This window comes from Nonomuraea rhodomycinica (genome assembly GCF_013363995.1).
Classification (GTDB): Bacteria; Actinomycetota; Actinomycetes; order Streptosporangiales; family Streptosporangiaceae; genus Nonomuraea; species Nonomuraea rhodomycinica.
Genome location: NZ_JABWGO010000002.1, coordinates 251463 through 264715, shown reverse-complemented (window position 1 = coordinate 264715; position 13253 = coordinate 251463). Strand labels below are relative to the sequence as shown.

The 13253-nt window shown below is 72.0% G+C and carries 11 protein-coding genes; 4 read left to right on the top strand and 7 right to left on the bottom strand.

Going from position 1 to position 13253, the window contains the following annotated elements; translation table 11 throughout:
* Window positions 1-123: 123 nt before the first annotated feature.
* The 5 genes from HT134_RS12340 to HT134_RS12320 are packed head-to-tail and all read right to left on the bottom strand — an operon-like array spanning window position 124 to window position 8335.
* Window positions 124-3015, bottom strand: coding sequence for a glycoside hydrolase family 3 C-terminal domain-containing protein (locus HT134_RS12340; RefSeq protein ID WP_175600501.1), 2892 nt, complete (start codon window positions 3013-3015; stop codon window positions 124-126).
* A gap of 21 nt (window positions 3016-3036) precedes the next feature.
* Entirely contained in the window at window positions 3037-3861 is an 825-nt protein-coding gene (locus HT134_RS12335; protein ID WP_175600500.1) for a carbohydrate ABC transporter permease, read from the bottom strand.
* Complete coding sequence (locus HT134_RS12330; RefSeq protein WP_175600499.1) at window positions 3858-4721, bottom strand: carbohydrate ABC transporter permease; 864 nt, start codon at window positions 4719-4721, stop codon at window positions 3858-3860. Before HT134_RS12330 ends, HT134_RS12335 begins: the two co-directional genes overlap by 4 nt.
* Complete coding sequence (locus tag HT134_RS12325) at window positions 4722-6041, bottom strand: extracellular solute-binding protein (RefSeq protein ID WP_175600498.1); 1320 nt, start codon at window positions 6039-6041, stop codon at window positions 4722-4724.
* Window positions 6038-8335 carry a TIM-barrel domain-containing protein gene (locus tag HT134_RS12320; RefSeq protein WP_175600497.1) on the bottom strand — a complete coding sequence of 766 codons (2298 nt, stop codon included), beginning with the start codon at window positions 8333-8335 and terminating at the stop codon, window positions 6038-6040. Before HT134_RS12320 ends, HT134_RS12325 begins: the two co-directional genes overlap by 4 nt.
* 377 nt (window positions 8336-8712) lie before the next feature.
* On the opposite strand from HT134_RS12320, the gene HT134_RS12315 reads away from it, so the two are divergent.
* Complete coding sequence (locus tag HT134_RS12315; RefSeq protein ID WP_175600496.1) at window positions 8713-9048, top strand: hypothetical protein; 336 nt, start codon at window positions 8713-8715, stop codon at window positions 9046-9048.
* Here the strand turns inward: HT134_RS12315 and HT134_RS45455 are convergent.
* Entirely contained in the window at window positions 9003-9560 is a 558-nt protein-coding gene (locus tag HT134_RS45455; RefSeq protein ID WP_175600495.1) for a CGNR zinc finger domain-containing protein, read from the bottom strand. The two genes, HT134_RS12315 and HT134_RS45455, sit on opposite strands and share 46 nt — an antisense overlap.
* A gap of 93 nt (window positions 9561-9653) precedes the next feature.
* Here HT134_RS45455 and HT134_RS12305 point away from each other — a divergent pair, with 93 nt between their 5' ends.
* Together HT134_RS12305 and HT134_RS12300 are read left to right on the top strand one after the other, a co-directional pair.
* Window positions 9654-10142 (top strand): DinB family protein, encoded by a 489-nt coding sequence (locus tag HT134_RS12305; RefSeq protein WP_175600494.1) that lies wholly within the window; start codon window positions 9654-9656, stop codon window positions 10140-10142.
* The gene (locus HT134_RS12300; RefSeq protein ID WP_312888092.1) at window positions 10139-11329 is read left to right on the top strand and encodes a MalY/PatB family protein; all 1191 of its coding nucleotides are present in this window, start codon (window positions 10139-10141) and stop codon (window positions 11327-11329) included. The genes HT134_RS12305 and HT134_RS12300 overlap by 4 nt, the downstream gene beginning before the upstream one ends.
* Here HT134_RS12300 and HT134_RS12295 read toward each other — a convergent pair.
* The gene (locus HT134_RS12295; RefSeq protein ID WP_175600493.1) at window positions 11326-12720 is read right to left on the bottom strand and encodes an NAD(P)H-quinone dehydrogenase; all 1395 of its coding nucleotides are present in this window, start codon (window positions 12718-12720) and stop codon (window positions 11326-11328) included. The genes HT134_RS12300 and HT134_RS12295 overlap by 4 nt on opposite strands.
* Before the next feature lie 72 nt (window positions 12721-12792).
* On the opposite strand from HT134_RS12295, the gene HT134_RS12290 reads away from it, so the two are divergent.
* On the top strand, window positions 12793-13245 hold the full coding sequence (locus HT134_RS12290; RefSeq protein WP_175600492.1) for a gamma-glutamylcyclotransferase family protein: 453 nt from the start codon (window positions 12793-12795) through the stop codon (window positions 13243-13245).
* Window positions 13246-13253: the final 8 nt, after the last annotated feature.

Here is a 13253-nt window from a genome sequence, read left to right as displayed (position 1 = left end):
GATGGCCTCCATGCACGACCAGGTCTCGGGGACCCTGACCGTCGCCTCGCCCTCGCGCATGAGCCTCGCCCTTGAGGCTCACACACGTCTCACGTCAGGTCAATAGTTTGGACTCGCAACCAATCACGGGGTGAGCCGCAGGTCCCTGAGCCGCAGGTCCCCCTTGAAGACGACGTACAGGTCGCCCTTCCCGGGCTTCACCGTGGCGCTCGCCGTCCCGTACGCGTAGACGCCGCCGGTCGCCGGCGCCTGGGCGGTGCCGAGGAGCGGGCCGGTGGGCGAGCCGAGCCGCAGCTCGATCGAGCCGCCGCCGGCCGAGGCGACGCCCGCCGTGAGGCGGGAGCCCCACGACGCGCCCGTGAACGAGATCCAGTCGCCCGCCGAGCCGGCCACGACGTCGCCGCGGACCTTGGACTCGTCGGCGAAGTCCACCCCGGAGTAGCCGTCGAAGTCCATGGCGCGGGTGACCTTGGTGAGGTCGCGCGCCGGGACGCTCTCGCCGTTGACCTGGAGGGTCGTCCGGGCCCGGATCCGGTCGGAGGAGGAGCCCACGAGCACGTCGTGCGTGGCCGCCTCCACGACCCACCTGTTCCGGGTGTGGTCCCACACCGCCAGGTCCGAGCGCTTCAGCGGCAACGTCACGGTCCTGCTCTCGCCGGGGTCCAGCGCGATCCGCTGGAAGCCGCGCAGTTGCCTGACCGGCTGCTGGAAGCGGGAGCGCTGCTGGTGGGTGTAGAGCTGGACGACCTCCTCGCCCCTCACCTCGCCGGTGTTGGTGACCTTGACGCTGACCCGCTCGCCCTGGACGCGCAGGCCCTGGTAGCCGAACGTCGTGTAGCTGAGGCCGTGGCCGAAGGCGTAGAGCGGCGCGCCCCGGTGGTACAGGTACGTCATGCCGGTCTTGACCAGGTCGTAGTCGAAGCGGCTCGGCAGGTCGTCCGTGGCGTACCACGTCTGGGTGAGCCGCCCGGCCGGGTTGACGTCGCCGAAGAGCACGTCGGCGACCGCGTGGCCGGTCTCGGCGCCGGCGTGGGTGGTCCACAGCAGCGTCGGCGCGTCCACGATGACCGGGTAGCTGGTCTCCAGCACGACCACGGTCCTCGGGTTGGCCTTGCGCACGGCGTCGATCAGCCGCCGCTGCCCCTCGCCGAGCTGGAGGTTGTCACGGTCGTGGAACTCGCGGGCCGCCACGAACGGGTGGCTGCCGACCACCACGACCGCCACCTCCGCCTTGCGGGCCTGCTCGGCCGCCGCCGCGACGCCGTCGGAGACGACCTCCTTGGCGAAGCGGGCCGCCTGCGCCTTGGGGGCCAGGCCGAGCGTGCCGTCGGCGCCCACGCTCACGTACGGGTCGGACAGCCCGTACCAGCCCTCGACGCTCTCGTAGCCGGCGTAGCGGACCAGGTAGGAGCCGTCGCCCTGCCGCTCCATCGCGAACTGCTGCTGGACGTACCAGCCGTCGGGCTCGGCGTCGTCGGTGTCGAGCGAGCGCCAGTCGCCGCCGAGCAGCTTGCCGTTGCCGGCGTTGCGCAGCGTGGAGACCCCGCCGGTCCAGTCGGTCAGGTCCCACTCGGAGGCGGCGGTGGGGGCGGTGTCCACGAGCGCGGCGTTGTCGTCGGGGCCGGTGCCGGTGGCCGTGAGGTACTTGCCGGTGCTGAGGTGCTTGAGCGCGATCCGCTCCAGGCCGGCGCCGCTGCTGACGTCGGCGACGCGCTCCTTGATCCCGTCGAGCGGGGTGACCTGGTAGGGCGGCTGCCCGCCGTACCAGTCGCGGTACAGGCGGTCGGCCAGCGGGCCGACGACGGCGGCGCTCTTCGGCTCGGCGAGCGGGAGCACGCCGGAGTTGCGCAGCAGCACGGCCGCCTTGCCCGCGGTCTCGCGGTTCAGCTTCCGGTGCGCCGGGCTGTCGATCACCTCCTTGGTGATCTTCTTGTACGGCCCGCCGTCGGGGTCGAAGTGGCCGAGCCGGAACCGGATCGACAGCACGTGCCGGACGGCGTCGTCCACGTCGGCCTGGCTGACGAGACCGCGGTCCAGGGCGCTCTGGAGGAGCTGCGCGGTCGGCCCGGAGTTGCTGTCGTCCACGGTGTAGCCGTCGAGCCCGGCCTTGAGCACCGCGGCGAACGCCTCGGCCTTGTCGTCGTAGTACTTCTCCAGCTCGGTCAGCGCGTACGGGCCCCAGGCGTCGCTGACGTTGTACAGCGTTCTGCCCGTCCACGAGCGGACGACGTCGTCCAGGTCGGGGTTGACGTGGTTGGGCCGGCCGTTGACCAGGTTGTAGGAGGCCATGACGCCGGTCGCGGCGTCGGCGGAGATCGCCGCCCGGAACGCCTTCTCGTAGTACTCGTGCTTGAGCTTCGGCGTCAGGTTGGAGGACGTCACGCCGCGGTCGGTCTCGTTGTTGTAGGCGAGGTAGTGCTTGAGCACCGGCGCCGTCTTCAGGTAGAAGGGGTCGTCGCCCTGCAGGCCCCTGCCGTACGCGGTGGAGATGGCGCCGGTCAGCAGCGGGTCCTCGGAGTAGCCCTCCTCGTTGCGCCCGGCCCGGGGGTCGCGCAGGAGGTCCACGACCGGCGCCCACACCTGGAGCCCCCACAGGGTGGGGTTGACGGCGTTGTAGCCGCGCGCCTCGTCGCCCACGGCCGAGCCGACCCGTTTGATCAGCTCGGGGTCCCAGGTGCTGGCCAGCCCGACGGCCTGCGGGAAGATCGTGCCGCTCGCGAACTTCTGCTTCCAGCCGTCGTCGAGGTCGTTGGACCAGCCGACGCCGTGCAGAGCCTCGGTGCCGTTCTTGTGGTACGGGACGCCGAGGCGCGGGATGGCCTGCTGCGACTGGTGCAGCAGGCCCAGCTTCTCGGGCAGCGTGAGCCGGCCGAGCAGGTCGTCGATCCGCTGCTCCAGCGGCAGGGCCGGATCACGGAAGGGCGGCTCCTCGGCCGCCTGCGCGGGCGCGGCGAGGAACGCGGCCGCCAGCGCGAGGACGGCCAGGACGGGGGTGCGGCGTAAGCGTGGGGGCATGGATGCTCCAGAGCGGGAGGCTCACTTGACGGCGCCGACCGTGACGCCTCGGGTGAGCGTGCGTTGGAAGATCAGGAAGAACGCGACCGCCGGGACGATGCCGAGCAGCGCCGAGGCGCTGGACATGGTGGCGTCCATGTACTTCTCGCCCTGCAGGACCCCGAGGGCGACGGGCACCGTCTGGTTGTCGTTGGAGATGAGGAAGATCAGCGGCAGGAAGAACTCGTTCCACGTCCAGATGAAGAAGAAGATCAGCAGGACGTTGATCGTGGGCCGGCTGATCGGCACCACGATCCGCCACAGGGCGCGGAAGCGGCCCGCGCCGTCGATGGCCGCCGCCTCCAGGATCTCCCGGGGGAACTGGCCGAGGACGGCGCTGAGCAGGTAGGTGCCGAACGCGGCCTGGATCGCGGTGAACACGATGATCACCGAGAGCTTGGAGTCGTAGAGGCCCACCTCCTTCGACAGGTAGTACAGGGGGTAGGCCAGCGCCTCCTGCGGCAGCGTGTTGCCCACGAGGAACAGCACGAGGATCCACAGCCGGCCGCGCACCCGCCCGATGCCCAGCGCGTACGCGTTGAGCACCGACAGCACGACCGCCAGCACCGCCACCGAGCCGCTGATGACGAGGCTGTTCCACAGCTTGCCGCCGAAGTCGACACGCTTCCAGAAGTCGGCGATGCCCTGCAGGTACAGCTCGCCCGGCAGGCTCAGCGGCCCTTCGGCGCCGTACTCCGCCGGCGACTTCACCGCGTTGACCGCCACGATCAGGAACGGGAACAGCATCACCGCGGCCAGCACGACCAGCGCCGCCAGCACGGCCCACCGGCCCGGTCCCGCCCTCATGACTCACGCTCCTGCACGCGCAGGAACAGGAACGTCACCACGATGATGATCAGGGCGAGCACCGTGGCGATGGCCGAGCCGTAGCCGACGTTGCTCTTCTGGAAGAAGCTCAGGTAGGAGAAGTACGACGGCACCATCGTGGCGTTGCCGGGCCCGCCGCGCGTGAGCACGTAGATCGGCCCGAACACCTTGAGCGCCGCGATCGTGCAGGTCAGCAGCACCACGAACGTCTCCGGCCGGATCTGCGGGATCGTGATGTGCCAGAACCTGCGCCACCACGACGCCCCGTCGATCTCGGCCGCCTCGTGCAGCGCCGGGTCCACCCGCTGGAGCCCGGCCATGAAGATGACCACCGGGTAGCCGAGCTGGAACCACACCATGATCGCCATGACCGTGGCCAGCGCGAGGTCGGGGTCGCCGAGCCAGTTCAGCCTGAGACCGAAGATCTGGTTGACCGCGCCGTACGACGGGTGCAGCATCCAGCCCCACACGACGCCGGCCACCGCCACGGGCAGCACCTGCGGCAGGTAGTACGTCGCCCGCAGCGCGGCGGCCGTGCGGGCGCCGAACCGGCGGCCGATGTAGTCGAACAGGACGGCCGCGAGGAGCAGGCCGAGCGCGGTGGGCACGATCGCCATGGCCACGATGAGGCCGACGTTGTGCTGGAAGGACTGCCAGAAGCGCTCGTCGTCGAGCAGCCGGGTGTAGTTGTCCAGCCCCACCCAGCGCGGCGTGCCCACGCCCGACCAGCGGGTGAAGCTCGTGGCGACGTTCATGAGGAACGGCGCCACGATCACGGCGAGGAACAGGACCAGGCTGGGGGCCAGATACCACCAGTAGCCCTTGGTGCGAGCCCTCATCTAGTTGCCGATGTCGGCGAGGTTGTCCTCGTACGGCTTGGCGAGCTCGTCCAGCACCTGGGCCGGCTGCTTGCTGCCGTTGATGAGGTTCTGCACGCCCGCCACCATCACGTCGTAGTAGCCGGGCGCCGGCCAGTCGGGGTAGAAGGCCAGGCCGTCGGCGGCGGTGAGCTTGTTGAAGCTCTCGATCAGCTCCTTGCTCCTCGGGTCGGTGATCGCGGCCGGGTCGGCGGCCACGGGGACGCCGCCGGAGTTGCCCAGCAGGTTCTGGATGTCCTTGCTCATCGTGATGTCGATGAAGTCGTAGGCGAGGTCCTTGTTCTCCGACTTCTCGGGGACGACCCACACGTTGCCGCTGGAGCCGGGCGACATGGCGGCGCCGGGGAACAGGAAGTGGCCCCACTCGAACTTCTTGATCTCGGAGGCGAACCGGCCGTACCACCAGCTCCCGCTGATCATCATGGGGTACGTGCCCTTCATGAAGGCCACGCCCATGTCCTCGGCCTTGATCCCGGCCGAGTTCTTGTCGAGGTAGCCCTTCTTCACCCAGTCGGCCAGGGTCTGCGCGCCGTAGGTGAACTCGGGCCCGTGGAAGTCGACCTTGCCCTTGTACGACTGGAAGGCGTCCACCCACGGCCGCTGCGCCTTGGTGAGGGCGAGCTGGTAGAAGATCTGCTGGGCGGGGTACTCGGCGCCGGCCGTGGCGATGGGCGTCACCCCGGCCTTGACGAACGTGTCGAGGGCCGCCGTGAGCTCGTCGAACGTGGTCGGCACCTTGACGCCGTGCTTGTCGAACAGCTCTTTGTTGTAATAGACCATCACGAACTCGCCGTAGTTGGGCACGCCGTACCACTTGCCGGAGCCCATGACGCCCCGGTCGTCGTACTTGGCGGTCACCTGGAGGCCGCCGGGCAGCAGCTTGTCCCAGCCGCGCTTGGTGGCCTGCTCGCTGAGGTCGGCCAGCAGCCCCTGCTTGGACAGCAGGCCGGCGGTGGCGTTGCCCTTGTTGTACTCCATGACGTCGGGCGCCTCGTCGGAGTTGAGCACCATGCTCGCGGTCTTCTGGATCTGCTCGAAGCCCTTCTCCTCGAACTTCACGGTCACGCCGGGGTGCGACGCCTCGAACCGCTTGACCGCCTCGGCCCACGCCTTGCCCATGGCGCTGTCGGCGGTCTCGTAGTGCCAGAGCTTGAGCACGCGCGGCTGTCCGCTCGCGGCGGTCCTGCCGCCGTCGCCCGCGTCGCCCGGACCGCCGGACCCGCAGGCCGCCAGCGCCAGCGTCACGGCGGCCAGCACCGCGACGCCCATCGACTTGTTCATGCGTTCTCCTGAGTGATGACGGCCCGGCCGGGGGCGCCCGCCACCGGGGCGAACTCGACCGTGGTGATCCGTTTCGGTCCGGTGACGGCCACGCGCAGGGTGTCGCCGTCCCGGGTGGCCACGACGACGGTCTCGCCATCGGTGTCGTGGATCTCTGTACGGCTGTCGCCGCCCCCGAAGGCGACCAGCGTGAGCCCGGCCGGCGTGGTCACCGTGTCGCCGGGGTCGGTGACCGGCAGCAGCGCGCCGTGCCGGACGAACAGCGGGATCTGCTCCAGCGGCTTGGCCACCCGTACGTAGCCGGGTCCGGCCAGCACCTCGCCGGTCCAGTAGTCGACCCACTCGCCGCGCGGCAGGTAGACCTGGCGCGCGCCGTCCGGTGAGGTCATGGGGGCGACGAGCAGGTCGCGCCCCAGCAGGTACTCCAGGTCGGCCTGCCAGGCGACCGGGTCGTCCGGATGGTCCACGCACAGGGCGCGCATCATGGGGGCGCCGGTCCTGGCCGCCTCGACGGCCGCCGAGTAGAGGTACGGCATGAGCCGGTAGCGCAGCCGCAGCGCCTCGACGGCCTGCTCCTCGACGGCCGGGAACTGCCACGGCTCGCGGCTGGTCGTGCCGTGCAGGCGCAGCAGCGGCGACAGGGCGCCGAACTGGGTCCAGCGCACGTACAGGTCGTCGGTGGGCCGGCCGGTGAAGCCGCCCGCGTCGTGGCTCCAGAACGGCACGCCCGACAGGCCGTGCGCGAGGCCGCCGCGCAGCGTGCTGCCCATGGCCGCGTAGCTGGTGTAGGTGTCGCCGCCCCACTGGGCGCTGTGCCGCTGGCCGCCGAGGTACGACGAGCGCGCCCAGACCAGGGTGTGGCCGTGGACCTCGCGGGTGACCTCGGCGACGGCGTCGTTGAACAGCAGCGTGTAGACGTTGTGCAGGTCGGTGCCGGTCATGCCGTTGGCGGCGACGGCGTCGTGGGGCACGCCCTCGGCGAAGTCGGTCTTGAACGCCTGGACGCCCTGGCGCAGCAGCGGGCGCAGCAGGCCCTGGAACCAGGCGACGGCCTCGGGGTTGGTGAAGTCGACGATGCCGCAGGGCGGGAACGAGCCGTGCCAGCAGTCGGCGACGTACGCCTCCCCACCCTCCGTTTTCAGGAAATATCCGGCTTCGGCGGCTTCGAGGAAGGTGGGGCTGAGGTGTGAGATGTATGGGTTCATCCAGAGGCAGACCTTGAACCCCATCCCGTCCAGCTCGGTCAGCATCCCCTCCGGGTCCGGGAAGGTCTCCGGGTCCCAGCGCAGGTCCGACCAGCGCCCCTCCTTCTGCCAGTACGTGTCGAGATGCAGCACGTCGCACGGGATGCCCTTGTCCCTGATCGTGCGCGCGCGGGCCAGCACCCGCTCCTGGCTGTCCACGAAGAACCCCGACGAGATCCACGTGCCGAACGCCCACTTCGGCGGCAACGCCGGGCGGCAGGTCAGCCGGTCGTAGCGGTCGAGCACCTCGGCCGGGGTCGGCCCGGCCAGCACGTAGTAGTCGAGGACGTCGTCGGGCACGAGGATCTGCACGACGCTGTGGGTGGACTGGCAGACGTCGAACTCCGCCGGCGCGCCGCTGTCGAGGAGCACGCCGTACCCCCTGCTCGACAGGTACAGGGGCACGTTCTTGTAGGCGCGCTGCGACTCGGCGCCGAAGGCGTCGAAGTTCCACATGACCGGCCGCTGCCCGCGCTTGTCCAGCGGCGTGAACGACTCCCCGAACCCGGTGAACGCCTCGTCGGGGGCGGCGGCGAAGCTCTCGTGGTAGGCGACGGCCGTCCCGCCGGCGCTCGACCGGCCGAACGGGAGCGTGCGCAGCCGGCCGCTGATGTCGGTGTGCCCGCGATCCTGCTCGACCAGGGTCCGGCCCGAGGCGTCGACGAAGCGCAGGTGCCATGGCGCGAGGCTGATCTCGGCCCGGATCGAGCCCGCGTCGATCACGATCGGCTCTCCGGGGGTGATCCCGGCACGGGCCCCTGAGTACGTGCCGGGGGTCACCAGCGAGACGGCCCGCTCCGAACGGGGCCGGGCCGACGCGTCCTCCGACAACCGCACCCGGATAACGCCCTCACCGGCCACGCCCACCTGGACGACCAGCGCCTCCTCCGCCGTGGTGACCGCCTTCAGCATCACCTCGGCGCCGTCGGCCGCCACCAGTTCGGCGGCGGCCACCGCCGACAGGCCGCCCTCGCCGCGCGTACGCACCGGGAGCTCGGGCGGGTCCGCGACAAAGTACTCGTGCGCGACCAGCGGGGGGCGGTAGGGCATGGAGGCTCCTTCCAAGGGCTTGCGCCAGCTCGTGGATTAGTTTGGTCTCCATACCAACAAACGTCAACGATTCGGCGCGCCCGAACCCTCCCTTCGGCCGGAGGTGTCAACGTCCCGGTCAAGGGGGACGGGCGGCGCGGCGGAGCGGCGGAGCGGGCGCCCGGGAGATGCGGTGGTGCCGGGCGGCGCGGGACGCCCACACTGTGCGGCGGTGCCCGCGACGCGAAAGGCGCCGCCCACGGCGACGTCACCGGCCACGGGATCGACGGGGGCCGGATCCGCGAGCTCGCCCTGCGCTACGCCGACGCCCCGCCGGCCCGCGCCGCCGGGCTGCGGGAAGGCTCGCCGCTCGACCGGCGCTCCCGGCCGAGCGGGTGGTGGGCCGCCGCCGCGACCACACGGTGATCTTCCTGGCCATCGCGCGGCACCCCGGCATCGCGGCCCGGGCCCGGTACGGCTCCACCGGCCACCTCGTACCCGGCTGGTGGCCGGCCCACCTGATCCCCGAGGTGTGGGACCCGGCGGAGGGCCGCCGGCGGCTGGTGGAGCCCGCGTTCGAGGAGGGCCGGACGCCACCGGGCGAGACGGCGCTCCCCCTCGCCGACGAGTTGGCGACCCTGCCGGAGGATCCGGCGACCCTGCCGGAGGATCCGGCGCGTGCCCGAGGTCACGGGGTGCCGGGGGGCGACGCCTTGCTCTTGCGGGCGCGGTAGGCCGCCGCCTTGACCCGGTTGCCGCACTCCTCCATGCCGCACCACTGCCGGTTGCCGGCGCGGGAGCGGTCGACGAAGATCCGCGTGCACGCGGCGCGCCCGCACTCGCGGACCCGCGACCTTTCCACCCCGCCCAGCAGCCCGACCGCCGAGCGCGCCACCTCGGCGGCGACCGCCTCCGCCCCGCCGGTGCGCACGACACCGGCGGGCGTCAGCGACATCCGGGCCGGGGCGCCGCCCGTCTCCTCGTTCACCAGGCGCAGGTCCTCCTCGGGCCAGGCGAGCTTCCGCATGCCGTGGAGCGCGAGCCGGTAGACCGCCTCGCGCAGTGCGCGCACCCGCGTCAGGTCGGCGGCGCCGAGGGCGGGCTCCTCGGTGAGCAGGCCCGCCTCGACCGCCCATCGCGCCAGGTCGGCGGGGGTCTCCAGCAGTTCCTGCGGCTCGCTGCGCCGCCACTTCAGCGTGCCGGCGAGGTCCAGCGCCAGGTTGCCGCTGACGAAGACGAAACTCACGTCACCATCTTGACAGGTGACGGTTCACGGCCGCAATGTTGGCGTCACCTGTTCAACAGGTGACGCCAACGCACCGACGGCCGAGGAGCCGCATTGATCACCGAAGACGACTACCTGTACTTCGCCTGCCGGGCCCTCGACGGGATGAGCGGCATCGTGGAGGGACTGGGCGACGAGCTGGCCAACCGCAGGCCGTCGATCCCCGGGGCGAACTCGCCGTACGCGCTGCTCACCCACTGCCTGGGCGTGGTCTCGTACTGGGCCGGGGCGCTGGTCGCGGGACGGGAGGTCGTCCGCGACCGGGACGCCGAGTTCACCAGCGCGGGCCCCGTGCGACCGCTCCTCGACCGGGCCGCGGCCGTGCGCGACCGGCTGGCCGAGGACGTGCGGGCCGCCGAGCCGGGCGGCCCGCTGCGCGCCGCCCCGCCAGCCGCCTACCTCGGCCCCGGCCGCGAGCTCACCCAGGGCGCCGCCCTGCTCCACGTCTACGAGGAACTGGCGCAGCACCACGGCCAGATGGAGGTCCTGCGCGACGCCATCCTGGCGGAGAGCGCCGTTCGGGACGGCGAGGGGTCCCGGTGAGCGGGGCGTTCGAGGCCGTGGACGTCGCCCGGCTGCGCTCCGGCCACGGCGTCAAGTGGGGGTCCCTCCCGCCCGGCACCATCGGCGCCTGGGTGGCCGACATGGACTTCGGGGTGCCGCCGGCCGTCCGCGAGAGCATCGTCCGCGTCGCCGAGCGCGAGGACTTCGGGTATCCGTACTGGCCCGGCGAGGACCCGGTGGTCGAGGCGTTCGAGGAGCGCATGGCCGGCCGTCACGGCTGGCGGCCGAGCCCCGGGCGGACCCGCGTGTTCACCGACCTCATCCAGATCCTCCAGGTCATGATCGAGCACGCCACCGCGCCGGGCGACGGCGTCGCGATCCACGTCCCGTCGTACCCGCCGTTCCTGGCCGCCGTCGCCCGCTCGGGACGCCGGATCGTGCCCCTGCCGATGCTGTGGGACGAGACGGGCTGGGGCTTCTCGGCCGAGGGCCTCACCGACCGGCTGCGCGCGCAGGGGTGCCGCATGGTCGTCCTGGTCAATCCGCACAACCCGACCGGCCGCGTCCTCACCCGCGCGGAGCTCTCCGCCGTGGCCGCGGCGGCCGAGGAGCTGGACCTGGTGGTCCTCGCCGACGAGATCCACGCCGATCTCGTCTACTCCCCGCATCGGCACGTGCCGTTCGCCTCGCTCGGCGCGGACGCCGCCGCGCGGACGATCACCGCGACCTCGGCCACCAAGGCGTTCAACATCGCCGGTCTGCGGTGCGCCGTCGCCCACGTCGGGCCGGAGCACGTCCTGGAGTCGCTGGCCGCGGCCCCGCTGGACTACTTCGGCACCCCGAGCGTCCTCAGCCGGGTGGCGACCGTGGCCGCCTGGCGCGAGGGCGGCGCCTGGCTGGACGACCTCCTGCGCACCCTCGACGACAACCGGCGCACGCTGGCGGACTGGGCGGCGGCCTCGCCGTGGGACCTGCGCCACCACACCCCGCAGGCCACGTACCTCGGCTGGCTCGACTTCGCCGGCACGCCGCTGGGGGACCGCTCCCCCGCCGCTCACCTGGAGCGCCACGCGGGGGTGAAGCTCAGCGAGGGGGCCGAGTTCTCGCAGCACACCGACGTCGCGACCGCCTCGTTCGCCCGCGTCAACTTCGCGACCAGCCCGGCCAACCTGCGTGAGATCCTCTCCCGCGTCTCGGCCGGGCTGCGGGCGGCGCCCGCCGCCTAGATGCCGATGGCGGCCTCGGGCTGCATGAGCCGGCGGGCCGCCTCGGTGATCGAGCCCGACAGCGACGGGTAGACCGCGAACGTGTGCGCGAGCTGGTCCACGGTCAGCCGCTGCTGGACCGCCACCGACACGGCGAGGATCAGCTCGGACGCGCGCGGCGCCACCACCACGCCGCCCAGCACGATGCCGGTGTGCGGCCGGCAGAACAGCTTGACGAAGCCGTCGTTGAAGCCCTGCATCTTGGCCCGCGCGTTGGTGGCGAGCGGCAGCTTGACCACGTTGGCCTCGATCTCGCCGGCCTCGATGGCCCGCTGCGCCACGCCCACGGCGGCGATCTCGGGGTCGGTGAAGATGTTGGAGGCCACCGTCGCCAGCCGCAGCGGCTGGACGGCCTCGCCGAGCGCGTGCCACACGGCGATGCGGCCCTGCATGGCCGCCACCGAGGCCAGCATGAGCACGCCGGTGCAGTCGCCCGCCGCGTAGACGCCGGGCGCGGAGGTGCGCGAGACCTTGTCGACCTTGACGAACCCGCCCCGGTCGAGCTGGACCCCGGCCTCCTCCAGGCCCATGCCGCCGGTGTTGGGCACCATGCCGACCGTCATCAGCGCGTGCGAGCCCTCCGCGGTGCGGCCGTCCTCCAGCGTCACCACGACACCGTCGGCGGTGCGCTTGACGGAGGCGGCGCGCGAGCGGCCCATGACGTTCATGCCGCGGCGCCGGTAGACCTCTTCGAGCACCTCGGCGCCGTCGGCGTCCTCGTTGGGCATCATGCGGTCGCGGCTGGAGACGAGCGTGACCTCCGCGCCGAGCGAGCGGTAGGCGCCCGCGAACTCGGCGCCGGTGACGCCCGAGCCGACCACGATGAGGTGCTCGGGCAGCTCCTCCAGGTCGTAGAGCTGGCGCCAGGTGAGGATGCGCTCGCCGTCGGGCTCGGCGCCGGGCAGGACGCGCGGGGTCGCGCCGGTGGCGACGAGCACCACGTCGGCGCGGATCGTGCGGTCGCCGGCCTTGACCACCTGCGGGTCGACCAGCCGGCCGCGCGCCTTGATGATCTCCACGCCCTCGGCGGCGACCCGCGCCTCGATGTCGGCCGACTGGGCCTGGGCCAGCTCCTTGACCCGCTTGTTGACCAGCGGGAGATCCACGGTCGCCGCGCCGATGTCGCCGTCGCCTCCGCCCGAGAAGCCGACGCCCAGCGACGGGGCGTCGAGCAGCGCCTGCTTGCGCACGGAGGTCGCGATCAGCGTCTTGGACGGCACGCAGTCGGTCAGGACGCACGCCCCGCCGGGCCCGTCCTGCTCGACCATCGTGACCTGCGCGCCCAACTGCGCGGCCACCAGAGCTGCCTCGTATCCGCCGGGTCCGCCGCCGATGATCACGATCCTTGTCACGTGTACCATTCTCCCGCATCGTCCGGCCTGCCGACGAACGGGGCGGCCATCGTCGCGCTACCCTTGTGAGCTGTGCCTGTCTACGCCGCCTACGGCAGCAACATGGACCCAGAGCAGATGGCCATGCGCGCCCCGCACTCCCCCGTGCGCGGCGTCGGCTGGCTCCAGGGATGGCGCCTGACGTTCGGCGGTGAGGACATCGGCTGGGAGGGCGCGCTGTCCACCATCGTCGAGGACCCGGACGAGCACGTCTTCGTGGTCCTGTACGACGTGCCCGAGTGGGACGAGAACTCGCTCGACCAGTGGGAGGGCGCGGCCCGCGGCCTCTACCACAAGGTCCGGCTGCGGGTGCAGACCCTGGAGGGCGAGCAGGTGGCCTGGTTCTACGTGCTCGACGGTTACGAGGGCGGCCTGCCCTCCGCCCGCTACCTCGGCATCCTGGCCGACGCGGCGGAGCGGGCGGGGGCGCCCGACGACTACGTCAAGGAGCTGCGCGGGCGCCCCTGCAAGTCCCTCGGCACGTGACCGGGTCC

Excerpts from the sequence above, each read along its gene's own strand:
- HT134_RS12320 (WP_175600497.1), bottom strand. The coding sequence starts at position 8,335 with ATGCCCTACCGCCCCCCGCTGGTCGCGCACGAGTACTTTGTCGCGGAC.
- HT134_RS12325 (WP_175600498.1), bottom strand. The coding sequence starts at position 6,041 with ATGAACAAGTCGATGGGCGTCGCGGTGCTGGCCGCCGTGACGCTGGCG.
- HT134_RS12335 (WP_175600500.1), bottom strand. The coding sequence starts at position 3,861 with ATGAGGGCGGGACCGGGCCGGTGGGCCGTGCTGGCGGCGCTGGTCGTG.
- HT134_RS12340 (WP_175600501.1), bottom strand. The coding sequence starts at position 3,015 with ATGCCCCCACGCTTACGCCGCACCCCCGTCCTGGCCGTCCTCGCGCTG.
- HT134_RS12330 (WP_175600499.1), bottom strand. The coding sequence starts at position 4,721 with ATGAGGGCTCGCACCAAGGGCTACTGGTGGTATCTGGCCCCCAGCCTG.